The organism is Nostoc sp., assembly GCF_036916735.1.
Classification (GTDB): domain Bacteria; phylum Cyanobacteriota; class Cyanobacteriia; order Cyanobacteriales; family Nostocaceae; genus Nostoc.
This window is the reverse complement of the sequence record NZ_JBALFV010000014.1, coordinates 112243-136934: the sequence shown is the minus strand read 5'-3', so window position 1 is coordinate 136934 and position 24692 is coordinate 112243. Positions and strand designations below refer to the sequence as shown.

Genomic DNA, 24692 nt, shown 5'->3' with positions numbered 1-24692 from the left:
CCATTTCCTTTTAAGGTTACTACAGATGATATTGCTCTGAGGTAAAGACACACCAGACGTGAAGATTGTTGTATGGCAAGATTTTTGAGAATTAGTACAACTCCTAACTCCTAACTTCTAACTCCTGACTCCTAACTCCTAACTCCTAACTTTTCTAATTGCTGTTATAGAGAAGTCGTAGATGGTGTAGCAGAACTGCTCTTATTACTTTATGGGCTAGGCAAGGGAGTTGTGTTCCTAACTTTTTTAAGTGCTATAAAAATGTCGTAAAGGTTACTGCGACTGTCGCTGACGGCGGATGTCATCCCAATTGAGCGTGTTGCATCAAGCAAAGCTTGTTGATTGGGAATTAGAGTTGGTAAAACGAAATTTTTCACAGTTCGTTCCACATCTAGAAAAAATTGACCATTTGTCGGATTTGGTTCTATAGGAACTGTTTGTTGGAAGGGGATCGTGCTAGCTAGTGTATTGTTAGGTTTGGGAAGAATTTTATCAGTAATAGGAGCGCCTACTACTAGAAAGGCGACATCTCCATCTAACCATCCGTGGGTGGCAGTTAAAGTACCATAGGGTGAAACCCAGTTAACAACAGGTTGTCCTGCAACTTTCGCAGGTTGGACTTGGAACTGGTATTGATCTCTGATCACGTCATCGAGCTGTTTTATGGATGTTTCAGCTGATTGGCGATCAGTTGCCTGTACCATGAAGACTAAACCCGCACGAAAATCATTTGGTGAACCTTCTTTTGGAGTAGTAGGAATCACTGATAAGGAAAACTCGCCTTTCATCCAACTGAGCAAATCCTTATCTAAATCGAGAGTGGTAAGAGATTTTATACCACTTCTAAGTTGTTCTGGTGCGATCGGCGAGAGGGGATTTCCTTGAGATGTTAAAACGTAATCTCCCCATAACCTTTGTAAGTTTCCCCCCGAAAGCATCATTAAGGTTTCTGCTGGTACGCGGCTTTGCATTTGCCCAGCTTTGTTTTCTACTGCCAGCACCCGTTGACTATTAGGGTTTAACCAAGAAACGCCCTTGAAGCGGATTCCTTCTGCCTCTAAAGTCATTGTCCCCGCTAAACCTTGATTATTTTGCAGTTGAGCCAAAACTTGAGCAGGTAAAGGGCGATTCGGAGAAGCTGCGGCTATTTTGGCTGCTGTTGGCACATTTACGTAAAACTGGCCAAAGGGTTGGTAGTCGGCAATTTTTGGGAAATTCTCAGCAAAGCCCCCTGTTGTGGCGAGGGATGTTTGATTTTTGTAAGCGTCAATTGCTCGTTCTGTGGCTTTGGGACTATCAGTTATAACTAAAAAACGCCCATCTAGTAATGCTGCTGAGAAGTTTTCTCCTGCTTGTCCCTCACTTTGTTTAATGGCGATTCCTTGATAAATACGGTCAATCCATTTACCTTGTTTAAGGGTTTTGGGTTGTGCCAAAATGTTTTTGGCGATTTCTGGATTTTTCACTGGCAATACCATTACCATCGACTGCTGAACGCTTGCAGCATCTTCATTGGTGGTAACTGGTTTGGGTGCAGCTTTACTCGTTATTGCTGGGGCAAGAATTGCGATTGTAACCTCATTACCTACCCAAGGAGCGATATCTTTCTGGAAGTCATAACCATTATTAGTGAGAAAGCGATCGCGCAATTCTACTAAATTTCTGTCCAGTTCTGCTTGGGTTTCTTTTGTGCCAAACTGCCGCAATTTCTGCCACTGCTGAGGATCTGTTGTCAGAGAAACCGCAAACAGCGCATCACCAGGAATAATATTTGCACCTACGAGCAAATCGCTAGAAGAGTGTTGTCTCTGACTTAACAACCAGTATGCTACACTACCCACACCAATCAATAGCCCAGCAGCCGAGAGCGTCAGCACCAGAGACGGTTTCTTATTTTTCTTCATCGGAACAGACACAAGAGGCGGTGCCATTGAAACCTATACCTTATACTTGCAAACTTATTACTTGCTTGATTAGTCAAGTACACCAACAGGTTTAACCATTCTTTAGAACAGCTAATTATATTAAATTTTTCCACTCTAGATGTTGATGATACTTCAGTAATCAACCTTCCCTACTCTTTCAAAAGCTGTGTTTTTAGTTCAGTTACCATTTTTAACACGCTTTGTTGAATTTCGTAGGACGTTTCCCTAAAATTAATGTCTCAGTTGGAAAGTTTTCGCAAGTAAATCTGTGATTCTAAGCAATTTGAGAATGTAGTTAATTGCACAAAACTGCAACTCAATTTCAGTTACTTGGCTTTGCTTGGTAGCGATAGGCGATCGCACCACATCACAAGTACAGTATTTTTTGAGACAGTACGGTAATCAAAGCTATACCGTCAGACTTATCGTCTACCTATACTTGCAACTCAAATCCAGGTAGTATATCTTCTCCAGAAACAATCGCTGGCATTTGTATAATTTCTACAGTTTTCAAAAGTCGGTAAATTTCAACTTGGCGATCTTGAGGATTAATCAGCCAACCTAAGCGCAGACCATTTTTAATATATTCCTGCATTTTCTCTTGAATTGGTGCAAGGCGATCTGTCTCCGAACGCAGTTCAATCAAAAAGTCGGGTACAAATGGCGGAAATTTTTTTCGTTGTTCTGGCGTTAAAGCTTCCCACCGCTCCAATTTTACCCAAGCAGCATCAGGAGAACGTTTTGCACCGTTGGGAAGTATAAAGATAGTTGAAGAACTAAAAACTTTGCCTAATTTAGCTTGGCGATTCCAAATTTCTAAATCAGCGATTAGTCCAGCTTCTTGATTTCCGCTTTCTCCTCCTACTGGTGGCACAATTATTAATTCTCCAGCTGCATTCATTTCCAGGCTTAAATCACGATTAGCAATACACAATTGATAAAATTGCTCATCAGTTAAATGAGCAATTGGTTCTAGATTTAGCACAACAGTATTCATTAAACCTTTCCTTGTGTCTTTCTTACTAACATCATTAGGAAATTCTGGCTTGTTTAAAGATTTATTTACATGTAATTTGCAACTTTCCTATACTTGCAACTCAAATCCTGGTAATATATCTTCTCCAGAAACAATCGCTGGCATTTATATAATTTCTACAGCTTTCAAAAGTCGGTAAATTTCAACTTGGCGATCTTGAGGATTAATCAGCCAACCTAAGCGCAGACCATTTTTAATATATTCCTGCATTTTCTCTTGAATTGGTGTAAGGCGATCTGTCTTTGAACGCAGTTCAATCAAAAAGTCGGGTACAAGTGGCGGAAATTTTTTTCGTTGTTCTGGCGTTATCGTTTTTGAATTTGGGAACAGCTTCTCCATCAATGAGTTCGTAGGTAATATCTCCTTCGGGAAGTGCGAGAAATTCTTCGAGGGTGAGTTGGCTTTTGAGTGGAATCATGGTGAACTGGGGGAATGACTCTATTTTAAAGAGGATGCGATCGCACAACAACGACAAACCATCACCGGAAACTTATTAGCTTAACAAATTCTAGGGGTTTAAGTCCCCCGCTTTTAACAAGCGGTAAGTTTTGTGGGGAGGTATAAATCCGCATCGTAAAACTTAATGACGTTAGCGAGTTTGCGTTTGCTTTTAGCGTCTCGTAGAGAGCGTCATTACGAATTACGTTAGCGTAGCGGTAGCGATGCAGGAGCGTCATTACGTAGCTTGCTTCTCACCGGAGGCGAGTATTACGAATTATTTCAATTGCATAGCTCCCAAATATTTAGTTAAATAAGGTGAAAAAACTTCATAAATTAAGGTTAGTGGCTGTCCATGATGCCAAAACAAGTAATGGCGACCCCAAAAAGGCCCAGTTACATCAAAACCAGACTCTAGCGCCGATGAGTCACCATAGTAAATTCCTCGAACATCCCGATATAGCTCTGTGCGGAGACGAGCTAAACTTGCCCAAATTGGTAATGAACGATTTTGCAAATACTCATCTACATGACTAGCTTCCCACCACGAGGTAGCATAAGCTAATCGCTGACCAGAAGCAGTCCGCAGCCACACTTGTCGCCGTAGTCGCGGCCCTGGAACAGCTTGGATTAAATCAGGAGCGCCATCCAAGTCCATGCCAATCAATGACATATCAATCACATCTACTTCTACAGGCTCACCTGTAAGCAATTCTAGGTGACGTGTTGGAGAGCCGTCACCCAAAAGCATTAGCTGCCAAGCCGGTGCTAGCTGAGTATGAGGTAAACTTTTTTGAATTATTTCCTCTCCTCCTTGCCAAATCGGAGTGAGGCGATGCCAAGCTGCTGGCAGTGTTAAGTTGTTTGTCGGCGTAAAAGTAATACTCAATGCTTTTTACAAAACTTCACGTATCTCTATAAAAGCATAAAAAACCTTAACTCTACCAAGATTTAAGGGTCAATAGTCTAAGGCCTATTCACCTTTGACTATTGACCCTTGACTAATTAACTAAATATGCGGATGGCGAGACTCGAACTCGCAAGGGCATTGCCCACACGCACCTCAAGCGTGCGCGTATACCAATTCCGCCACATCCGCACGGTTTGTCTAAACTTAAACTATAGCATAAAAAAATAATTATAGTAAGGTGATATCTAAAGTTATATTTCTCAAAAATATAAATTTCCTCAAGGCTGTATCAGACTGACAGAAATCTAGCATCTGCACAAGTGATATTAAAAAGGGTAGAGCGACTGCGGAAGGTGTGGTGCGATCGCGTACCCACCCTTTTTGGTGGTGATGTCTACGATGGTCACTGAGCGGCTGGTGAGCGCAGTCGAACCATGTCGTACCCCTGCTCTTAAGCAAGCTAGCAAGAGCGTTTCGTAGAGAAATGCGGGCTATGACGCTCGATAGCGTAGCGTAAAGCCAACTCTTAGAGACGCAGTCGCGTTCGCTATCGGCGTCGCAAAAGCCCAGTTTAGTAAGCTAGGCAAGACTTACAGCAGCAACGTTGTTAGTCTGGTAAGACCCGTAGAAACAGCAAGTCTGTAATATGCGAGTTTGCTTAGAATCAGGGTGGCGAATCTCCTGTGATAATTTGAAATAATAATGCGAAAGCGTAGTTTCAAGTTGGATCAGAGAAAATGTCAATCTACTGGTAATGATATCGAAACTAAAAAATGAAGTTTGACAAAATATTAATTGCCAATCGGGGAGAAATCGCCCTTCGCATTCTCCGCGCCTGTGAAGAAATGGGGATTGCGACAGTCGCGGTTCATTCCACCGTTGACCGGAATGCTCTCCACGTCCAGCTTGCTGATGAAGCGGTTTGCATTGGCGAACCTGCTAGCGGTAAAAGTTATTTGAATATTCCCAATATTATTGCTGCCGCATTGACACGCAATGCAACTGCTATTCATCCAGGTTATGGCTTTTTGGCAGAAAATGCCCGATTTGCAGAAATATGTGCCGACCATCATATTGCTTTTATCGGCCCAACTCCAGAAGCGATAAAGCTGATGGGGGATAAATCCACTGCCAAAGAAACCATGCAAAAAGCTGGAGTCCCGACAGTACCAGGTAGTGAGGGGTTGGTAGAATCTGAGGAAGAAGGATTAAAATTCGCCAAGGATATCGGCTATCCAGTGATGATCAAAGCCACAGCCGGTGGTGGTGGACGGGGTATGCGCCTGGTGCGTTCTGAAGATGAATTTGTCAAACTTTTCTTAGCAGCCCAAGGGGAAGCAGGAGCAGCTTTTGGTAATTCTGGCGTTTACATCGAAAAATTTATTGAACGTCCCCGCCACATCGAATTTCAAATTTTGGCGGATAACTACGGTAATGTCATCCACTTGGGCGAACGGGATTGCTCAATTCAGCGCCGGAATCAAAAGCTACTAGAAGAAGCACCCAGTCCGGCTCTCGACAAAGACCTGCGTGAGAAAATGGGACAAGCTGCTGTCAAAGCTGCCCAATTCATTAATTACAGTGGGGCGGGTACTATCGAGTTTCTCTTGGACAGATCGGGTAAATTCTACTTTATGGAAATGAACACTCGGATTCAAGTAGAACATCCTGTAACAGAGATGATTACTGGGGTAGATTTAGTTGTCGAACAAATTCGGATTGCCCAAGGCGAAAGACTTAAGCTAACGCAAGAGCAAGTAGTCTTGCGGGGTCATGCGATCGAGTGTCGGATCAACGCTGAAGACCCAGATCACGACTTTCGCCCCTCTCCTGGACGAATAAGTGGCTATCTTCCCCCTGGAGGCCCTGGTGTTCGCATTGATTCCCACGTTTACACAGATTACCAAATCCCGCCTTACTACGATTCTTTGATCGGCAAGTTAATTGTTTGGGCCCCAGATCGACCTACTGCTATTAACCGGATGAAACGCGCACTCAGGGAATGTGCCATCACTGGACTACCTACCACCATTGGGTTTCATCAAAGAATTATGGAAACTCCACAATTTTTGCAGGGTAATGTCTATACAAGTTTTGTCCAAGAGATGAACGGGTAAGGGACTGGGGACACAACGACTGGCGGTAGTTGAATCTCGACTTCGCTCGATTTTTGCGGAGTCGAAACTCATTGCAGCGCTGGGGATTGGGGACTAGGGAAGGAAGAGTTTTCCCAATGCCCCATGCCTAATTCACACGAGCTAGCATTGTCAGTAATCCTTGCTGACCTAGTAATATTTCTCGCACCAGACTGAAGATACCAACCCAAATAATAGGTGTAATATCGACTCCGCCTATAGGTTGCACCAGTTTTCGCAATGGAATTAAAAATGGTTCGGTGGGCCAAGCTATTAAATTAAAGGGCAAACGATTCAGATCCACTTGCGGATACCAAGTGAGAATGATCCGAAATATAAATAAAAATGTCATCAGTCCTAATATAGGGCCCAGAATCCAAGCAGTCAGGTCAACACCAGTCATCAGTTTAAGGTACTATCTATCGCAAAGAAAGAAAAACTTAGGCCAACGGCAAGCCGCGCTTCGCTAACGCCACAAAATTTGAAGCTTTGTAAAGCACTCTCATCATCATTTTAACCAAATGTTGCCACTTCCTTCTGGAATACAAAAGCAAACTCTCTCACAGCAGTTACCAAGTTTGACAGTTCAGAGTTAGAGGCTTCTCAAGAAAGTAATACACTATTAAAATTAGGATGAAGTGTGTAAAAAAAGGTTTAGAAGTATGACGCCTTCTTTAGCAAATTTTCTTTGGAGTCTGCTATGGGGTACTGCAATTGTTGTAATCCCCGCTACAGTTGGTCTAATTTTCATTAGCCAAAAAGATAAAATTCAGCGTTCATAATGCTTGTGAGAGTTAATTTAACTCTTATAACCGATTGTCTGTCAGCTATTTATGATTGCACTAAAAGCATCAGTGTTTGCCGCTAGTGGCAGTTGTAGCTGACAAACATAGGTCTTTTTATTTTTCGGTGAACAGCTTCAAAGCTTCTTTGCCAGAAGCTTTGAAGCTTCACTATATCGTGACTAATTACAGTAGTGATTTTAATTGTGACTCGCTAACATAGATTTGATATTGGGAAAACAGCAATGATAAATTTTGGGCTGAACTCAGCCAGTTTTCTAGCTCAGGTAAATTTTGGGGCAAACTCAGCCAGTATTCTAGGAATTTTCCTGGCTGTGGCTGGGGCAGCACTGTATTTTCTCCGCACTGTGCGTCCAGAATTGTCACGAGATCAAGATATCTTTTTTGCGGCAGTCGGTTTGCTCTGCGGCTTCATTCTCGTGTTTCAAGGATGGCGCTTAGACCCGATTCTACAATTTGGTCAACTGCTATTAGTTGGCACAACCGTATTTTTTGCAGTTGAAAGTATTCGTCTACGGAGTATAGCTACGCAACAAGCAAAGCGCAACACTCCAATTGTGGATGATGAGCGAGAGGTAAGCGGAAACTATTCCTACAAGAATCGCAGAAAGTATCAAGCTGAAATGGATGCAGACTTAGATCCATTGCCTTATGAAGACGAGGAAGAACGCCCCGTGCGTGCCCGAATTCGGGGTAGCAGGGATGAGATTTCAACTCGTGATGACTACTATGAGGAACAACCCCCCCGTCGTTCAGAACGCCGTAACAGCAGCAGTGAAAGACAGGCTCCAGCAGATAGAACGCGGCGGCGGACTTCTGGCCGTCCTGTGAATCGCCCTTCTGAAAGTTCTGAAGAGGAAAATTGGGGTTCTTCATCTAGGCAAGTTGATGATTGGGAAAGTTTGGGAGGGGAAGTCAGAAAACCTTCTCGGCGTAATAATAACGGGTCTGCGCGTCCAGAAAGCCGGGAAGATGATGTGGCTCCCAGACCAAGAAGGCGTCGTCCAGCCACTGACTCGGTTTCTCGAAGACCACGCGAAGATGATGAGGCGATCCCAACTGATTATGTGCCATACAACCCGGTTGAAATGCCAAGTGAGCGGCGAGATAATTCGACCGATTTTGATGAGGATGTTTAAAACAGTTTGCACAGAAGTAGGTTTAAAGGCGACGGAAAACAGTTGAGGTGGAAAAATTTACGCCTACATTTTGGCTCCAAAGACCAATTCATTGGAGCCTGGTTTTTGGTTTAACCAGTTTGCTTGCATCTTGTGGTTATAACAATATTTCTATAGGACCTACTTCCCTCAACAGTCGCTACACCGAGGAGCAACCTGCTTTGAGTGGAAATGGGCGTTTATTAGCGTTTGTATCTAATCGGAATGGTAATCAGCAGCTACTAGTTTTCGATTTGGAGAGGCAACTGTTTATTAGTACACCGGGCATAAACCGAGCAGAGACAATTGCCGAAAGTCCTAGCTTGAGCTATACCGGGCGTTATATTGCTTATCTTACTAGCGACCAAGGTAGACCAGTAGTGGCGCTTTACGATCGCGCTACACAACAGTCGCAAATCGTCACACCAACCTATCGCGGCTGGGTCAGAAAACCAAATATCAGCCCCGATGGACGTTATGTTGTCTTTGAAACCGCCAGCCGTGGTCAGTGGGATATTGAAGTCCTAGACCGGGGGCCAAATATTGAGTTAGATATTCCCAACGGTGCAACCGTAGGTTCACCTCCGTAGGAGTTAGGAGTAGAGACGCGATTAATCGCGTCTCTACAGGAGTTATGAGACTAATGACTAATGACTAATGACTAATTATATGAAATGTGTTTCTTTTATACCTGCATTTTTATGCCTAAGTTTATTGACTGGGTGTTTTGGCTACCCTCGCCTTTTGAGTTATCCCTTTGATCCAGGGGGGCGGAGTCTCAATAGTTTAGCGTCGGAATTAAATCCGCAAATTTCTGGGAGATACATTGTTTTTATTACTGACCGACGGGGTAGCCAAGATGTTTATATGTTTGATACAGTGACTCGTGATTTGGTTGATTTACCAGGTTTAAATTCCTTTGATGTGATCGCAACTCATCCTAGCGTTTCCCAAGATGGTCGTTATGTTGTGTTTGGTGCTAGCCGTCAGGGGCGATCGGCTATTTTTCTTTACGACAGGGAAACACGCCAATCACGAAATTTGACTAATAACCTACAATCTGAAGTCCGTAACCCTACAATTAGCGCTGATGGTAGTAGGATTGCTTTTGAATCGAGTAACAATGGTCAGTGGGATATTTTAGTATATGACCGTTATGGACAACCGTTAAATATACCTCAAGAACCACGTTGAAGAATGGGGAGCGGGGATAGGAAAGAGGACTTGGGGACAAGGAGAATTGGGGACAAGGGGAAAGACTTGTTGCAAGTTCTCACCTGTTGTCACCTTGTCCCCCTACTGCCTACTCCCTAATTCTTGTTGCACAGATTCAATGAGCGATCGCACTTGTTCTGTCCCTTGAGAAGGTTCAAAAAATAAAGGAAATTTACCCCGAAGAATCATCTTTAAACCGAGGGGTGCAAGACTGAGTAATCCTTTTAAATCTTTAAAGTAATTACCGACAACTTGTAAACCAAATTGACGTTCATCAATCCAACCACCTTCTTTAACTAAATCTACTAATACTTTCCGGTGACGAATTGAGCGACTATCACTTGCTTGTTTATGGGTGAGAATTTCTTGCTTAATTTTGGTGATTTGTTCTAATGGTGCAACTTCCATTGGACAAACTGAATCGCAGTATAAACAACGGGTACAACCCCATATACCTTTAGTACCTTCGTTGTAGCTTGCTAAACGATTTTCGGTGTCGCTATCGCGGGAGTCTGCTACCATCCGGTAAGCTTTGGCAAGGGCATGGGGGCCAACAAAGTTTGGATCAACTTCACGGGCATTGCATTCAGAGTAACATGCACCACACATAATACAGTTGCCAGTTTGATCGAGGCGCGATCGCTCTTGTGGTGTTTGCAAAAACTCTCTTTCTGGTACTTGTCGTGCTGCTGTACTCACATAAGGAGCAACAGCTTCTAGATTATTCCAGAAGCTGCTCATATCTACAACCAAATCTTTAATCACAGGCATATTCCCTAGAGGAGCGATCGTGATTTCGAGAATGGGATTTACTTTACTTTGGGATGATGGTATTTGTTGTAATCTGACAAGTTCACTGCCAACATTTTCCTTACAAGCTAAAGCCGAACGCCCATTAATTCGCATAGCACAGCTACCACAAATTGTATTACGGCAATTTTTGCGAAACGCCAACGTTCCATCTTGCTCCCACTTAATATGATTGAGGCAATCCAGGATTGTATTACCTGGTTCTGCTTCTACAAGGTAGGTTTGCACCACTGGGGAGGAATTTTGTTGCTGTCGAATGACCTTAAAAATAACTTCCATGACCACTAACCAATATTTGAAAATTGTTTTACCAGCCTTAAAAATAATGATTCAAGGCAGGTAGTTGCGAAAAGTGAGCTATACTTTTTTGATCTTCATTCAAAGCCTGGTGTTAATAGGCTGACCATGAAAGAGTGGCTGATTCTAGTTTAACGATAACCATTCAAACTTCACTTATAGCAGTGCTGTAGGCAAGATTTGTGTCAAATTTTCAGATAAAACGCCAAAAATGTAATTATAGCTTTGCATTGAATTTACCTGTTTAGGAATGTAAAGGAAACAGAATTTTACCTTCATCTCTGCCCTAGCGATCGTATCCTAATTAAATGCATGTCAGGTTAGCGACATCTGTTGATGTCAACTTGAGTCAGAGCAACTAACTAGAAAATCCAGCAGAAGCTACCACTTGACGGAATTTTTTGATTATATAGAAGTGTAAAAGGGTATGTTCAATATATAGTACTGGCAATCAAGCGATAACAAATGTTAAGAGATTTATTCTTCCCATAGACAGACGTACAAAATTCTCTGAGTGCTTTTGAGCTTACAATAATAAACCAATGAAAAATCCTCAACACTTTAAAATAAAAGTTATTGTACCGGGAATCCCGGATGCACGAGACTTTTAGATTTTACTTCCTCTCAATCAAGAAAATCTTGAATTTAACACATTGGTCAAAACGGCTTGTCTAAATTAGATATATTTTTATAAAAGGCATAGGGCAATACTTACCCTTGCAATAAAGGGTTAGGAAAATACTCACTGCTTTTTCCAAGCTTTCAGTCCAGGAATTAAAATAAAAATTTACTAGCAACTTTAATTCAAAATTAAACAACTATTTTGCTATTATTAGTCCATGCTAGTATTTAATATAAAATTACGAAGACACAAAACAGAATCAATAGCCGTATCAGCGCGGCTACTACTGCTTTGTTGAATCGTAATATAGAGACAAGAAAATTCGCGTCTCTACTGGCAAAACAAAAAGGCATAAGCCTGTAGGACTCTATTGAAATACTATGCTGTCCTAAGCTTGAGAGGATGAGTAGAAAAAACTCTACTTACTCATTGTGCAGAAGGGCAGGCACTAGAAGTGGAAAACCTGTATTTTTTGGGATCTACGACTTATGAGGAGTAGAATCAACCCAATTTGTAAAGGTAGCTGAAAGTTAGACCGCTACAGTAGCGCCAAAAGAGAAAATAATTTCATTTCTGATGGCGAATAATGGTTAAAAGTGCCGTGAAATCAGCAAAATTAATTTCTATGGCAACTATGACCTCCAATTGGTTGTGGACAACCATATATAGAAGTCATTTTGGCTTCTATCGGCAGAAATTGACCCGTTACACTAGAGTCCTAAGTAGCTCTATGCAAATGCTAAAAAGCCAAATTAGCATGAGACTACATCGTTTTTCAGTTTGGAGAAAGTAAGGAAAATTTGAGCATAATGACTGAAACTGCAACCGCGCCATTAACCGGAAAAGCACTACTTGCTAAAGTAAAAGAACTTTCCACTTTACCACGCCGAGAAAGAGCTAAACAGTGCGGCTATTACACTGTTACTAAGAATAACCAGGTTCGTGTCAATCTCACTGATTTTTATGACGCTTTGCTCTCGGCTAGAGGTATTCCTCTAAGTCCAGAAGCACCTAAAGATGGTCGTGGTCGTGAACCGACATATCGTGTTAGTGTCCATCAAAATGGTCAGATTGTGATTGGTGCCACATATACCAAAGCAATGGGCTTAAAGGCTGGAGATGAGTTTGAAATTAGGTTGGGATACAAACATATTCACCTGATTCAACTGGGTGAAAGTGACAAAAAACTAGGCTCACAAGATATAGACTCCGACGAATCGGACGAAGATTTGGAAGACGAAGAGTAAATTTGCTGATGGTAAGGATAAGTTTGAGGTGATGGTAACTTGTCCTTACCCTGACAGGAAACTAGTACAGGTCGGCGGAAATAAACCTACTATTTCATTACAACCATAAAGCTCACCATAAAGCTCAAATTAAAGCTTTTTGACTTTTGACTTCTGCCTTGCGGTACTAGTAGCTCTATTTATAAAATTTTGTCATAAGTAAAAAATACGATTAGACCCCTTGCAGAAGTCACCAATTTTAGTAGAGTCTTGATTAATCAGCAAGAAATCTATAGTGCAAGAAGTCTATCGTGTTTTTTTTGTTTAGTTTCATAACTTACTTTAAGTCTTGTGTCAACGCTTTATTGGCGTTTATGGAAAATACACCAGCACTAGTTATAGTGATGGCATTTTTTATTTTCTGGATAGTTTGCTGGTTGCCAATGGCAACAGTATCAGCAATATTGCTCAAGTGGCAACCCTCTAAACCTTTACAGCCAGAGCAAAAGATACCGTTATTAATGTCACTCTACCTATTAGCTCCCCTAATTCTGTGGGGAGTTAGTTGGCTTACCAATAAATCTTTTTCCGACTACGGCTTGATTGGGAATCTTTCAACTCTTGGTTCTTTAACACTAGGTTTTGCTTTGGGAGTGGTGAGCCTAGCTATTGTATTTAGTGGGCAATTCGGGTTAGGCTGGTGTTGTTTTGAAAAGACGAATTTCAAGTTACTACTACCCATCTTGCTACCGATTTTCTTGATAGCGTTATTAGTCGGTGGGATAGAAGAGTTAGTTTTTCGCGGTTTCTTGTTTACTGAATTAGCAGAGGATTATCCAGTTTGGGTAGCAGCAGCAATTTCTAGCTTGATTTTTGCCTTGCTACATTTGGTTTGGGAGCAACGTGAAACCGCACCTCAACTCCTTGGATTGTGGCTGATGGGAATGGTGCTGGTGTTAGCAAGGTTTGCCGATCGCAACAATTTGGGTTTAGCTTGGGGACTGCACGCGGGATGGATATGGGCGATCGCTACCATAGACACAGCAGAACTAATTACTTATACAGGTAAAGTCTCTGACTGGTTCACAGGTAAGAATAAAAAACCCCTAGCTGGTTTGGCTGGAATTATTTGTGTACTGGGAACTGGAATGATTATCTGGTTTTTATTTAAATATTTTTAACTTTGCTTTAGAGTGCAATAGTTTGGACATCTTTAATCTTCCTATTTAGATTGCAAGATGTAGCCTTGATTAGTGAGGATATCACGACAGAAAAGCTTGCAGATAATCATAATTTTGATTCAAAATTAAGCCAGTATAAATTTTATACCAACTTATTTGGTATAAAATTAGCAATCTCACTTAATATTAATAGGACTTACGCACGAGTTATGGAATAACGTATAAACGTTCGCAAAGCGTCTCTTAAAGAAGTGGCTTCCTGTTCGCAAAGCGTCCCGTAGGCGCAGCCTTTCGTAGATAAGGGAAGATACCGCACAGGTTCAGAGGACAAGGATAAATAAGAGTTTGAGAGATATTTGGCGTAAGTCCTGATTAAGTAACAAATTGTTTTGTCCCTAAAAAAAATATTTATGTAGTTCAATATATGGAATTAGTTAATGAATTTTCTATAAAAATAGAGAATATCCTTCTAGAAAAATATTTTTCTTAAAATAACATATCGAATTGAGACTTGGTAGAATCATAGCAAGAATAACCAAAATTGATAATATTATGCCAAGAAAAGAACAAGGATGGGTCACATTTCAAACCTCAGAGGACGAGCGTAAGATTCTAGAGGAGTTCTGCGAACAGTCTCAACGCACTAAGACTGAGATTCTGCGAGAACTCGTGCGTAGCCTTAATCAGCCCTCATCAGCACCGATATCACCACCTATTCATCAGGAAAAACAGGAAGATATATACTACACTGAAAAACCTGACATAGAAAGTAGTATTCAAAAGAAATCACTAAAAGTTAGTTCTCGTAATATTCTTAAAGGTATCGTTAAACGAGTTGTCTATGGAGCAGTTAATAGTGAGGTAACTCTAGAGATTATTCATAAAGTAGAATTAACCTCAATTATCACTAGAGCTTCCGCAGAAGAGTTAGAACTATCTGAGGGAAAAGAAGCTTATGCAGTGATTAAATCTAACGATATTGTCATTGCTAGAGAATAGAAATACGTTGATTTTAGGCAGTTGGATATTAAAAAGAGGAATTATCACCACTAACATTTTTGCTCTTGGAAACCTACAAAATAAATTTGAGTATATATATTTGATGCGATGTCTATGATGGGGTGTTCGGCGTCGCATCCAATTGCTTAGGGATTAACTAGGATCATTTTTGTTTGGCTTGCTGGTATACAATACTTTACAAAAAGAATTGCAATTGGATGTTGCGACGCCGAATAGCCCGTCGTAGACATCGCTTATGTAATAGCTGTTTTCATACAAATGGAACAGATGGTACTAGGGTAGCACAGTGATTTTACCCTACTGATATTGACACACATAACATCTATATGATATTAAGCTTGGACGACAAAATCTGATCCACTCAGAGTTGGCGAACCAGTGAGAGTTGCAAATAGACCGCCGCTACCAAAACCTGCTGCACTGCCATTTTGGTTGTAGAATAACTGCCCACTTACAGCGTCGTAGATAATTTTCGCTGTGCTGGTCGCTGCTGAAGAAGTGATTTTAAAATCGTTGGCATTGCTAAAACCTGTTCCTGGAGTTGAAGTAATAGCACTAAAAGTAGTTTTATCTAAGATAATCTTATCAGCTTCACAACTGTTGAAATCAGCGATCGCATCTACACCAACACCACTCAGGGCAAAAGCAGCATCGGTGTTGTAAAGGAATCTGTCAGAACCTACACCACCAATGAGAGTATCATTGCCAAATCCACCCACAAGAGTATCATTGCCCTCTCCACCGATGAGAATATCATCGCCTGACCCGCCCCGCAACAGGTCATTGCCACTGAAGGCATTAATAATATCTTTACCCCCTTGACCATTAATCACATCATTGGAATTGTCAAAACCTGCAATGTTATTGTTTAAGTCATTGAGGAAGGTGACAGTATTTTTGTTGAAAATGCTAGCTTGAGTAGAGTTGGCATTAATTACATTAAAGCTATCGGCAATGTTGCTTTGCCCATCAAACAGGATATTGCCAATCGCAGGGCTTGCTCCAGAAGCAGGCAGATTATCGAGGTTTTCTAATTTGAAGTTTTGCAGAGTGACTTTGGTAGACGCCACATTTTCAAAGGTAACTTCTAAGTTATTACCATTTTGAGTTAATTGCAGATTTTGGGCAGTCAAACCCGAACCTCTAAATTCCAAGGTGTCAACATTTGCAATGACTTCTGCTGAAGGATTTGTACCTTTGCCAACGCCACCAAAATCGGTGATGGTGTCATTGCCATCGCCAAAGCGAATAAAAAATTTATCTTGACCGCCGTTGCCTGTTAGGGTATCGTCACCAGTTAACCCATCGATGATATTGTTGCTAAGTGAACCAAATAAGTTATCTGCACCAGCAGTTCCAGTCAGGTTGACAGAGGTGTTGCTACTAGCAATATTCCTTCCCCCAAACACCACATAGCTTTGCCCAGCCTCAGTGTTGCGGTTGGGGTCGGCAAATACTGCGCCAATAATCAGGTCGTCAATGCCATCGTTGTTGATGTCCCCAGCATTGCTGACTGAGCTGCCTGATATGTCATTTTCTGCAATACCGTTAATAAAAAAGCCATTAGTGCCATTCAAATCAGAGAGGTTGAGGGTGCCGCCACTGCCCAGATTCCTCCCCCCAAACACTACATAGCTTTGCCCAGCATCATCTTTGCCGTTGGCGGAGGCATTAGGCGCCCCAATAATCAGGTCGTCAATGCCATCGTTGTTGATGTCCCCCGCATTGCTAACTGAGGTGCCTGATTCGTCATCTTTTGCAATGCCGTTAATTATAAAGCCATTAGTGCCATTCAAATCAGAGAGATTGAGGGTGCCGCCACTGCCCAGATTCTTGCCCCCAAACACTACGTAGCTTTGCCCGGGCTTGAGTGATACCGTTGGGGGAGGCACCTCTTGCCCCAATAATCAGGTCGTCAATGCCATCGTTGTTGATGTCCCCCGCATTGCTGACTGAGTAGCCTGAGTCGTCATTTGCTGCAATACCGTTAATTATAAAGCCATTAGTGCCATTCAAATCAGAGAGGTTGAGGCTGCCGTCACTGCCCAGATTTGTCCCCCCAAACACTACATAGCTTTGCCCAGCATCAGAGTTGCCGTTGGGGGAGGCAGCACTTGCCCCAATAATCAGGTCGTCAATGCCATCGTTGTTGATGTCCCCTGCATTGCTAACTGAGTTGTCTGAAAAGTCACCTGCTGCAATGCCGTTAATTATAAAGCCATTAGTGCCATTCAAATCAGAGAGGTTGAGGCTGCCGCCACTGCCCAGATTCGTCCCCCCAAACACTACATAGCTTTGCCCAGCACCAGAGTTGCCGTTGGGGTCGGCACCATTTGCGCCAATAATCAGGTCGTCAATGCCATCACCGTTGATGTCCCCTGCATTATTTGCTACAATGCCGTTAATTATAAAGCCATTAGTGCCATTCAAATCAGAGAGGTTGAGGCTGCCGCCACTGCCCAGATTCTTGCCCCCAAACACTACATAGCTTTGCCCAGCAACAGAGCCACTTGCCCCAATAATCAGGTCGTCAATACCATCGTTGTTGATGTCCCCTGCATTGTTGACTGAGTTGCCTGAGTAGTTATTTGCTGCAATGCCGTTAATGAAAAAGCCATTAGTGCCATTCAAATTAGAGAGGTTGAAGGTGCCGGTGCCGCGACTGCCCAGATTCGTCCTCCCAAACACTACATAGCTTTGCCCAGCCCCAGAGTTGCCGTTGGGGTCGGCAAATACTGCCCCAATAATTAGGTCATCAATGCCATCGTTGTTGATGTCCCCTGCATTGCTGACTGAGCCGCCTGAGAAGTCATCTGGTGCTATGCCGTTAATTTTAAAGCCATTCGTGCCATTCAGGTCACTGAGATTGAAGAATGAATTAGCCATGGTTTTCTCTTATGTTTATTTGTTGTTGGTCAGGGAGTGGGCTTTAAGGTTCTAGGCTTGAAGTTCCGTGTTCCAAGTAGGGGCGCACAGATATACATTGGTGTCAATGAAGAGACAAGGGACAAGTGGAGGGGAAGACAAGGGGATAGAGTTTCCCGTTGTCCCCTTCGATGACTTGCACTATTTAAGAACTGCCAATTGACTGCTACTTCCACAACCAGGTAGGCTTTGGGTTTGTAGAATAACCGCTTATTTACAGTATCGTAGATAATGCGATCGCTATTGCTACCCTCTAAAATTGGGCTACAAATCATAATTCGTAATTCGTAATTAAGAAATTCAATTAGGAATTATGTTAGTAGCAGTCTTTGGGTATCATTTAGTCAAAGGACTTGACTTTGAAATCTTTAAAATACTTTGATATTTTTTAAAACACTTAGATACTCTGATGAATATATAAGTAGTGTCAATAGGCTAAGTGTAATTCTGCTAAAGTTATAGTTAACTTTATAAGGTGCAAAGTAAAGTTTTTGTGTAAGCGTAGTCTGTCGTAGATGATATTGATCTCTCCAGATTCTGTACGTATCTATCTAAAGATACAAATTATTGGTGAAAAATGAACATAACACGGAGATTTGTCTTTGCCTATTACAATCTCTGCGTGTTCTTTGAGCGCACGGACTTTGAAAGTTTTTTCCCCAATTTATCAGGTGTTGGGGAGAGCGAAGTTTGTGGGGTAACTCTAGAAGACTTGTGAACACCACCGTGGCCGCTTCGGAGAGGAATAGAAGTGAGGTTAGAGTGCATTCGATAATAACGGCGCGTCTGCTATGCAGGAAAATTGGTAAGAGAGTTGACCTGGGGAACATCCTAGAGTGAAGATAAAAGGGTTAGATATCTTGTCACAGTAGTAAGCACATCTGATATCGGCTTATTTCCTTTCATTTCCCTACTTTTGGGGTAAACACAGAGGGTAAGGGCGATAGGTATTAACGCGGCAAAAAACTAAAAAAAGTACGCACGGATTGCTAAGACGTGCCTGGACGCAGAGGGTTAAATGTGCCGTTGCACCCCGATGAAGCGTCAAGAAATAGCTGATTAAGTCAAATTCTAAGCGATTTAATCATATATTTTGTAGCAGATACTTGTGGAAAAGAAAATGCTAGGTGTAAATGTTGTTATGAAAGTTGGCGATCGCGTCCGCGTTAAAGATTCGGTAGTAGTGTATCATCATCCTGAACATCGGAATCAGCCTTTTGACATCAAAGGCACTGAAGGCGATGTAGTAGGTATTACCACGCAATGGCGAGACAGACCCGTAAGCGCTAATTTGCCGATTGTAGTCCAGTTTAGTAAAAAATTTAAAGCCCATTTACGCGAAAATGAGTTAGAAGTCATCTAAATCACTTACTGGCGGCGAAACCACTGAAAAATATTCAGTTCGCCGCGCATTTTTTTAAGCTCTTGGCGGTTCTGTTCTGCTGTAGTATGATACCACTCACAATAACGCTGAAACTCTGACCGTGAATGAACTTCATGGTAAAACTGATGAGTTGTTTGGTAAGTGGCAAATGTTTCCTCAACTTGGGGTTGAGGGGATGGTATAATATAAGGCAAATTTTTAGACATAAAGTTTATAAAGTTAGGAGTTAGGAGTTGGGAGTTAGAAGTTTAGGCAATTACTACATTTCATCATTAACAACTCATAATTAACTCTTAACTCATAACTCCTAACTTGATTAAAGCCAACCGCGTAAACGATAAACTAAAGAACCAATGTACTCTTTTAAAGCGCTGGTAAATTGGTGCAAGTTGTCGGTATCAGGTAATAAATTAAGTATAGCGGCTTTGGGAGTGTTGCCGAGTTCTTGCAGTTCACCCTCACTAACAAGAAAGTCAGTAGGTGTAGGAATAACATTAATTCCTTGACGTTGGAAAATCTTAACCGCTCGCGGCATGTGCATTGCTGAAGTAACTAATAATACTTTATAAATGCCACGAGACTCCAAAATTTTACGGACATTTACAGCATTTTGATAAGTGTTTAAAGATTCAGGTTCTTGGATAATTGCCTCAGATGGAATACCAATAGATGCGAGTATTGTTGCCATATCTGCCGACTCTGGTGAACCTTTGCCACGCCAATCAATGCGCCCGCCGCTAAGAATGATTATAGGCGCTCTTTTTTGGCGATACAGTTGTGCGGCATAAATCACGCGATCACCTGCTTCACTCAAATCGACAGTAGGTCTTGGGAAAAAAGCTGATTTGGTTGCGCCACCCAAAACCACAATCGCATCTGCAACTGGTGTTTGGGCGAGTGGAAGATTTTGCCATTCTAGCGATCGCACTAATAATTTAGCAATCCAAGCATTACTACAAAATAGCAATAAAGTCAAAGCAAAAGCAATTGTGATCGCCGCAGTGCGTGGTCGTTTCCACAACGTGATTAATGCTACTACCAAACTCACGCAGGCTAATCCTAGTGGATAAAAAAATAGTGGCAGTAATTTGGAGAGATATAAAAACATGGAGGGGAATGGGGAATGGGGAATGGGGAATGGGGGAAGCAGGGGAAGAGAACGATTATTGCCCAATGCCCAATGCCGAATTTCTAATGCCCCATTCCCAAATTACTATTTTCTCCAAAACCTGAAATCGATACTACTTCCAGGGGCGCGACGGTAACGGCGGGCGCTTCTTCTTGTTTGCCGTTTGTTGATCCTGTCATTCGTTGGTTCAATTTCGCCCTCTTCTAATTCTTCAACTTGCAATTGAGTTCTAGTTTCTTCCTTACTTCCCCACCAAGCAGTAATCCAGCCTCCAGCTAAAGCACCTATTCCACCTAGCAAGATACTCATGGGTGCTGGATATCCCAAATATACAAAGCCAAGCATGAAAAATAACCAATATTTCAGCCCTGTATCGACACCATCAGAGGAAGCTACAGTTGGCGGGTGGGGGCTATTATCAGTTACATTTGTGATCCAGCTGAGGATGAAACCGCCCATGATACCTAAGAAGATGCTCAGGGCTGGTGTGGAACCGGTCATTATTAATATAAATATTAAAAATGCCCCAAATAACAACTGAGAAAAGAAGCTGGGAGAAATACTGAAAAGGTCGTTCTTTTTGTCTGCCATAGAGTAAAAAAAGGCTATTAATTACTAATTCGTAATTCCTAATTTTAGATTCAATTACGAATTACAGATTACGAATTAGGAATTACGAATTACGTAGCTTGCTTCTCGCCAGAGGCGAGTATTACGAGTTATTTTAATTATGCCTGCTGTGGTAGAGTTGTATCCAAAATCTTTACGTAAGGTTGTTCTTCTTCAGTGAAAGGTTCAGCTTGTTTGATTTGTGAGTCTAATAAATCGGCAGTGGCATCAGCGATATCACCAGTGCGGTTGTTCAGACGCTCTTTTATAACTTCAAGGGGTGCTGTACATTGGATAATCTGAAGAGAAAGTTGGTGTTTTGTAGCTTGAGCGATCGCTTCTTGCCGCAACTGCTGGCGATCGTACTTGGCATCTAAAATCACCGAAAAACCTTGTTGAGCCAAGATAATTCCCAATTCCAACAGCCGTGAGTAAGTTTTTTTGGTCATCTCAGGGGTATACAAATCATCGCCACCTTTTTCCCACAGAGGAATTCCCCCTAAATGTTTTCGCACCGCATCAGAACGCAGGTGAATGGCTGCTAGTTGACGGGCTAAATGCCTTGCTGTGGTACTTTTACCAGAACCCGACAATCCCGACATCAAAATTAGTTCTCCCCGCTTTGGTTTAGTGTAGTCCCAAGCCTGCTTGTAATACTCAGCAGCAGTTTTTGTCGCTTCTTCCTTTACTGTCGAGGGTACACTCGGATCGTCTAGCAAAAATGAAGTTACCTTTGCCCGAACATAAGCCTGACGGCTTAAATACAAGGGTAGTACTTGTAAGCCTTCCCAGTCTCCAGTTTGCTCAATGTATGAATTCAAAAACGCATTACCCAAGTCTTTGCGTTGCCGCGCTTCCAAATCCATCACCGTAAATGCTACATCGTACATCACATCGACAAAGCGAAACGGCTCATTAAACTCAATGCAATCGAACAGCAAGATTTTATCGTGCCACAACGCAATATTTCTCAGGTGTAAATCCCCATGACATTCACGAATATAGTTGTTGTGAATTCTGCTAACAAATAATTCTAGACGTTGTGCAAAAAAGTTATCTGTATATTGTTTTGTTTCTGTAAATTGCACCTGAGTCTGGGGGCCACCAATATACTTTTCAGTTTGCTGATAATTCTCGTCAAAGGCAGCTCTGACTTTTGGGACTTCACCAAAACTGCGAATATAATCATTCGTCTGTGCTTCGGCATGATATTGAGCCACCACTCGTCCCAGCTCCTCTAGGTGTGTCTCATTCAACTTACCCTGTTCAAAAAGTGTACTTAATAGGGACTCTTGGGGAAACTGACGCATCTTTAGCACATATTCTACAGGCTCGTCAATTCCTCCTAACTGGTATTGCTCTCCTACTAAAGTTATGGGCAAAACTTCTAAATACAGTTCACCTGCTCCCCGTTGATTCAACCGCAACTCTTCCTGAGAAAAATGTTGTCGCTTCTTTAAGGTGGAAAAGTCTAAAAAACCAAAATTCATCGGTTTTTTTAGTTTATAGGCGTAATCCCCAGTCAGCAGCACATAAGAAATGTGGGTTTGAATTAGTTGAATAGGTTCTGTTACCGGATGGGGATAAAATCCAGGTTGCAACATTTGCTCAATAAAAGCTGGAAGAGTCGCTTCTGTCATCTCTGTCCTCTGCGCTCTCTGCGCCTCTGCGGTTTAAATACAAAAAAACCAGGAGTTTCCCCCTGGCTATCATCAAAAATTATTACACACTTTACGTAGCTTCAGAGGCTGTTTCACTCTCTGCCTCGGCCTCATCCTCAGCAGCAGCACTGATTTGTGGCTGCGAAACGCTAACTACGACTCGCTCCGTATCACCAATAACTGTAAGACCTTGAGGCAAGACTAGCTCATGAATACGTAAGCTATCTCCGATTTTCAGGTTAGAGACATCAATTTCAATTATTTCAGGAATGTTTTCCGGCGCACAGCTCACTTGCAACTCAGTGATAACAGTGTCTAAAAAACCTCCTTCTTGTTTAACACCAACAGCATTTCCCAGAAAACGCAGTGGTACTTCTACAGTTGTGTCGCCGTGACCTGCAACTGCGAAAAAGCTGAGATGGTAAGGTGTACCCTTTGCTGGATGGATTTGAAGTTCCCGTAGCAAGGCTTTGCCGCGCCAAGGTACATCAGTAACGTTTAACTCAATCAATGTATTGTTGACTGAAACTCTTTTGAGCAAGCGCTCAACAGTTTTAGCATCAATGGTCAAAGAAATGGACTCTGTACCTTTATGACCATACAAATTGGCAGGTATCAGTCCAGAACGGCGCAAAGCTCTTGGCTTGCTGCCTTCTGGACGTTTTTGAGATTCGACTGTAATAGCCATAGAATTTGTTAGTTGTTAATTAGAGTTAGGAGTTAGGAGTTAGGAGTTAGGAGTTAGGAGTTAGGAGTTAGGAGTTAGGAGTTAGGAGTTAGGAGTTTTGATTTAATTACTCATTTTTCACTCTTGACTCTTGACTCTTAACTCTTGACTCTTAACTCTGACTCTTAACTAAGCACTTAGCAGGGTAGCAGGTGTGCCGTCAGCCTGCAATAAAGCACGTTTGGGCCCGTGGATAGGGTCTTCTACGATTATTGTTTGATCGCGGCTTGCTCCTAGTGAGACGATCGCGATCGGGACTTCCATTAATTCAGCGAGGAATTTTAGATAGTCCAGTGCTTGCGATGGCAAGTCTTCCAGGGTACGGCAGTGGGTTGTTGACACTTTCCATCCTGGTAAGGTTTTGTAGATAGGGCGACATCTGGCAAATTGACGAGAACTTGTGGGGAAGTGTTCGCTGCGTTGACCATCTATGTTGTATGCTACACAAACTTGAATTGACTCTAATTCATCTAGAACATCCAGTTTGGTGAGCGCCATACAATCCATGCCGTTAATCCGCACGGCGTAACGACCGATAACGGCATCAAACCAGCCGCAGCGCCGTTTGCGTCCGGTAGTTGTGCCAAATTCTGCACCGCGATCGCACAACAATTCTCCCAACTCTCCATCCAATTCTGTGGGAAATGGCCCTTCTCCTACTCGTGTCGTATAAGCTTTCGACACTCCAATTACCCGGTCAATCATTGTCGGCCCTACCCCTGTACCAACGCAAGCCCCCCCAGCCACAGGATTAGAGGAGGTGACATAAGGATAAGTCCCATGATCTAAGTCCAAGAGCGTACCTTGTGCGCCTTCAAACAAAATATTCCGCCGTCGCCCAATCGCATCGTATATTTTTAACGATGTATCAATAACGTAAGGACGCAACCGTTCTGCATATCCCAAATACTCCTCAATCACCTCTTGTGGATTCAGAGGCGGCAAGTTGTAAAGCTTTTCTAAAATGACGTTTTTATAATTAATCGTCCACTCCAACTGCTCACGTAGGCCATCTGGGTTCATCAAGTCTAAAACCCGAATACCTGTACGTTCAGATTTATCAGCATAAGTCGGCCCAATGCCCCGACCTGTTGTGCCGATCTTATGGCTTCCTCGTCGTTCTTCTGATGCCTGGTCAATCAAGCGATGATAGGGCATCGTTACGTGGGCTGTCTCAGATATCAGCAGGTGGTCAGTGGAAATATTTAGTTCTTTTAATTGGTCGAGTTCTGCAATCAAAATCTGTGGATCAATGACTGTTCCACAGCCGATAATGCAATCGGTATTTGGATATAAAATACCAGAGGGAATCAAGTGTAGCTTAAAGGTTTGACCTTTAACTACGATCGTGTGTCCAGCATTGACACCCCCCTGGTAACGAACCACAACATCTGCAGAACGGCTGAGTAAGTCAGTTATTTTACCTTTTCCTTCATCGCCCCATTGGGCACCTATGACAATGACGTTAGCCAAGAGCTTATA

General features: G+C 42.3%; 22 protein-coding genes, 1 tRNA gene and 2 pseudogenes. 9 read left to right on the top strand and 16 right to left on the bottom strand.

Annotated features, from left to right (window positions below; genetic code table 11):
* Positions 1-209: 209 nt before the first annotated feature.
* The 6 genes and pseudogenes from V7L20_RS03925 to V7L20_RS03900 all read right to left on the bottom strand — a co-directional run bounded on the left by V7L20_RS03925 (position 210) and on the right by V7L20_RS03900 (position 4498).
* Positions 210-1931: a DUF3352 domain-containing protein gene (locus tag V7L20_RS03925; protein ID WP_334742804.1), complete on the bottom strand. Its 1722-nt coding sequence runs from the start codon at positions 1929-1931 to the stop codon at positions 210-212.
* A 427-nt stretch (positions 1932-2358) separates the two neighbouring features.
* Positions 2359-2922 (bottom strand): Uma2 family endonuclease, encoded by a 564-nt coding sequence (locus V7L20_RS03920; protein ID WP_334742803.1) that lies wholly within the window; start codon positions 2920-2922, stop codon positions 2359-2361.
* A gap of 144 nt (positions 2923-3066) precedes the next feature.
* Positions 3067-3222 (bottom strand): Uma2 family endonuclease, encoded by a 156-nt coding sequence (locus V7L20_RS03915; protein WP_442943500.1) that lies wholly within the window; start codon positions 3220-3222, stop codon positions 3067-3069.
* Between the two features lie 46 nt (positions 3223-3268).
* Positions 3269-3379, bottom strand: a pseudogene (locus V7L20_RS03910) (Uma2 family endonuclease); the annotation flags it as partial.
* 297 nt (positions 3380-3676) lie between these two features.
* Positions 3677-4288, bottom strand: coding sequence for a chorismate lyase (locus V7L20_RS03905; protein ID WP_334742802.1), 612 nt, complete (start codon positions 4286-4288; stop codon positions 3677-3679).
* Between the two features lie 127 nt (positions 4289-4415).
* Positions 4416-4498 (bottom strand) — tRNA-Leu (locus V7L20_RS03900).
* Between the two features lie 584 nt (positions 4499-5082).
* Here V7L20_RS03900 and accC point away from each other — a divergent pair.
* Entirely contained in the window at positions 5083-6426 is a 1344-nt protein-coding gene (gene accC / locus V7L20_RS03895; protein WP_334742801.1) for an acetyl-CoA carboxylase biotin carboxylase subunit, read from the top strand.
* Between the two features lie 127 nt (positions 6427-6553).
* On the opposite strand, the gene V7L20_RS03890 is transcribed toward accC, so the two are convergent.
* Complete coding sequence (locus V7L20_RS03890; RefSeq protein WP_334742800.1) at positions 6554-6847, bottom strand: YggT family protein; 294 nt, start codon at positions 6845-6847, stop codon at positions 6554-6556.
* A gap of 259 nt (positions 6848-7106) precedes the next feature.
* Here V7L20_RS03890 and psbX point away from each other — a divergent pair, with 259 nt between their 5' ends.
* The 4 genes from psbX (at position 7107) to V7L20_RS03870 (ending at position 9598) form a co-directional block, all read left to right on the top strand.
* Positions 7107-7226, top strand: a complete 120-nt coding sequence (psbX, locus tag V7L20_RS03885) for a photosystem II reaction center X protein (protein ID WP_174709687.1) — start codon at positions 7107-7109, stop codon at positions 7224-7226.
* A gap of 245 nt (positions 7227-7471) precedes the next feature.
* On the top strand, positions 7472-8386 hold the full coding sequence (locus tag V7L20_RS03880) for a Ycf66 family protein (protein WP_334742799.1): 915 nt from the start codon (positions 7472-7474) through the stop codon (positions 8384-8386).
* A 47-nt stretch (positions 8387-8433) separates the two neighbouring features.
* Positions 8434-8994: a TolB family protein gene (locus tag V7L20_RS03875; RefSeq protein ID WP_334742798.1), complete on the top strand. Its 561-nt coding sequence runs from the start codon at positions 8434-8436 to the stop codon at positions 8992-8994.
* 79 nt (positions 8995-9073) lie between these two features.
* Positions 9074-9598: a TolB family protein gene (locus V7L20_RS03870; RefSeq protein WP_442943499.1), complete on the top strand. Its 525-nt coding sequence runs from the start codon at positions 9074-9076 to the stop codon at positions 9596-9598.
* 102 nt (positions 9599-9700) lie between these two features.
* On the opposite strand, the gene V7L20_RS03865 is transcribed toward V7L20_RS03870, so the two are convergent.
* Positions 9701-10708: a succinate dehydrogenase/fumarate reductase iron-sulfur subunit gene (locus tag V7L20_RS03865; protein ID WP_334742796.1), complete on the bottom strand. Its 1008-nt coding sequence runs from the start codon at positions 10706-10708 to the stop codon at positions 9701-9703.
* Positions 10709-12157: 1449 nt separating this feature from the next.
* Here V7L20_RS03865 and V7L20_RS03860 point away from each other — a divergent pair.
* From V7L20_RS03860 to V7L20_RS03850, 3 genes are all read left to right on the top strand, one after another.
* Positions 12158-12595 carry an AbrB family transcriptional regulator gene (locus V7L20_RS03860; RefSeq protein WP_334742795.1) on the top strand — a complete coding sequence of 146 codons (438 nt, stop codon included), beginning with the start codon at positions 12158-12160 and terminating at the stop codon, positions 12593-12595.
* A gap of 290 nt (positions 12596-12885) precedes the next feature.
* Positions 12886-13755, top strand: coding sequence for a lysostaphin resistance A-like protein (locus V7L20_RS03855; RefSeq protein ID WP_442943498.1), 870 nt, complete (start codon positions 12886-12888; stop codon positions 13753-13755).
* Between the two features lie 552 nt (positions 13756-14307).
* Entirely contained in the window at positions 14308-14754 is a 447-nt protein-coding gene (locus tag V7L20_RS03850) for a TOBE domain-containing protein (protein WP_334742793.1), read from the top strand.
* A 353-nt stretch (positions 14755-15107) separates the two neighbouring features.
* Here the strand turns inward: V7L20_RS03850 and V7L20_RS32475 are convergent.
* Positions 15108-17661: pseudogene (locus tag V7L20_RS32475) on the bottom strand (beta strand repeat-containing protein).
* Positions 17662-17690: 29 nt separating this feature from the next.
* A complete protein-coding gene (locus V7L20_RS03835; protein ID WP_334742790.1) occupies positions 17691-17975 on the bottom strand; it encodes a hypothetical protein in 285 nt (94 codons plus the stop codon).
* Positions 17976-18841: 866 nt separating this feature from the next.
* Between V7L20_RS03835 and V7L20_RS03830 the strand changes: the two genes are divergently transcribed.
* Positions 18842-19063 carry a ferredoxin-thioredoxin reductase variable chain gene (locus V7L20_RS03830; RefSeq protein ID WP_442943501.1) on the top strand — a complete coding sequence of 74 codons (222 nt, stop codon included), beginning with the start codon at positions 18842-18844 and terminating at the stop codon, positions 19061-19063.
* A 5-nt stretch (positions 19064-19068) separates the two neighbouring features.
* Here the strand turns inward: V7L20_RS03830 and V7L20_RS03825 are convergent, their stop codons facing one another.
* The 6 genes from V7L20_RS03825 to V7L20_RS03800 all read right to left on the bottom strand — a co-directional run bounded on the left by V7L20_RS03825 (position 19069) and on the right by V7L20_RS03800 (position 24683).
* A complete protein-coding gene (locus V7L20_RS03825) occupies positions 19069-19290 on the bottom strand; it encodes a hypothetical protein (protein WP_334742789.1) in 222 nt (73 codons plus the stop codon).
* A 110-nt stretch (positions 19291-19400) separates the two neighbouring features.
* Complete coding sequence (locus V7L20_RS03820) at positions 19401-20192, bottom strand: YdcF family protein (protein ID WP_334742820.1); 792 nt, start codon at positions 20190-20192, stop codon at positions 19401-19403.
* 105 nt (positions 20193-20297) lie between these two features.
* Positions 20298-20804 carry a hypothetical protein gene (locus tag V7L20_RS03815; protein ID WP_334742788.1) on the bottom strand — a complete coding sequence of 169 codons (507 nt, stop codon included), beginning with the start codon at positions 20802-20804 and terminating at the stop codon, positions 20298-20300.
* 137 nt (positions 20805-20941) lie between these two features.
* Positions 20942-22462: a bifunctional aminoglycoside phosphotransferase/ATP-binding protein gene (locus V7L20_RS03810; protein ID WP_334742787.1), complete on the bottom strand. Its 1521-nt coding sequence runs from the start codon at positions 22460-22462 to the stop codon at positions 20942-20944.
* Between the two features lie 91 nt (positions 22463-22553).
* On the bottom strand, positions 22554-23171 hold the full coding sequence (locus tag V7L20_RS03805) for a 50S ribosomal protein L25/general stress protein Ctc (RefSeq protein WP_334742786.1): 618 nt from the start codon (positions 23169-23171) through the stop codon (positions 22554-22556).
* A 168-nt stretch (positions 23172-23339) separates the two neighbouring features.
* Positions 23340-24683, bottom strand: a complete 1344-nt coding sequence (locus tag V7L20_RS03800) for an adenylosuccinate synthase (protein ID WP_334742785.1) — start codon at positions 24681-24683, stop codon at positions 23340-23342.
* Positions 24684-24692: the final 9 nt, after the last annotated feature.

Coding starts and splice junctions, on each gene's coding strand:
- V7L20_RS03925 (WP_334742804.1), bottom strand. CDS start 1,931: ATGGCACCGCCTCTTGTGTCTGTTCCGATGAAGAAAAATAAGAAACCG.
- V7L20_RS03920 (WP_334742803.1), bottom strand. CDS start 2,922: ATGAATACTGTTGTGCTAAATCTAGAACCAATTGCTCATTTAACTGAT.
- accC (WP_334742801.1), top strand. CDS start 5,083: ATGAAGTTTGACAAAATATTAATTGCCAATCGGGGAGAAATCGCCCTT.
- V7L20_RS03890 (WP_334742800.1), bottom strand. CDS start 6,847: ATGACTGGTGTTGACCTGACTGCTTGGATTCTGGGCCCTATATTAGGA.
- psbX (WP_174709687.1), top strand. CDS start 7,107: ATGACGCCTTCTTTAGCAAATTTTCTTTGGAGTCTGCTATGGGGTACT.
- V7L20_RS03880 (WP_334742799.1), top strand. CDS start 7,472: ATGATAAATTTTGGGCTGAACTCAGCCAGTTTTCTAGCTCAGGTAAAT.
- V7L20_RS03870 (WP_442943499.1), top strand. CDS start 9,074: ATGAAATGTGTTTCTTTTATACCTGCATTTTTATGCCTAAGTTTATTG.
- V7L20_RS03865 (WP_334742796.1), bottom strand. CDS start 10,708: ATGGAAGTTATTTTTAAGGTCATTCGACAGCAACAAAATTCCTCCCCA.
- V7L20_RS03860 (WP_334742795.1), top strand. CDS start 12,158: ATGACTGAAACTGCAACCGCGCCATTAACCGGAAAAGCACTACTTGCT.
- V7L20_RS03850 (WP_334742793.1), top strand. CDS start 14,308: ATGCCAAGAAAAGAACAAGGATGGGTCACATTTCAAACCTCAGAGGAC.
- V7L20_RS03835 (WP_334742790.1), bottom strand. CDS start 17,975: ATGATTTGTAGCCCAATTTTAGAGGGTAGCAATAGCGATCGCATTATC.
- V7L20_RS03830 (WP_442943501.1), top strand. CDS start 18,842: ATGAAAGTTGGCGATCGCGTCCGCGTTAAAGATTCGGTAGTAGTGTAT.
- V7L20_RS03825 (WP_334742789.1), bottom strand. CDS start 19,290: ATGTCTAAAAATTTGCCTTATATTATACCATCCCCTCAACCCCAAGTT.
- V7L20_RS03820 (WP_334742820.1), bottom strand. CDS start 20,192: ATGTTTTTATATCTCTCCAAATTACTGCCACTATTTTTTTATCCACTA.
- V7L20_RS03815 (WP_334742788.1), bottom strand. CDS start 20,804: ATGGCAGACAAAAAGAACGACCTTTTCAGTATTTCTCCCAGCTTCTTT.
- V7L20_RS03810 (WP_334742787.1), bottom strand. CDS start 22,462: ATGACAGAAGCGACTCTTCCAGCTTTTATTGAGCAAATGTTGCAACCT.
- V7L20_RS03805 (WP_334742786.1), bottom strand. CDS start 23,171: ATGGCTATTACAGTCGAATCTCAAAAACGTCCAGAAGGCAGCAAGCCA.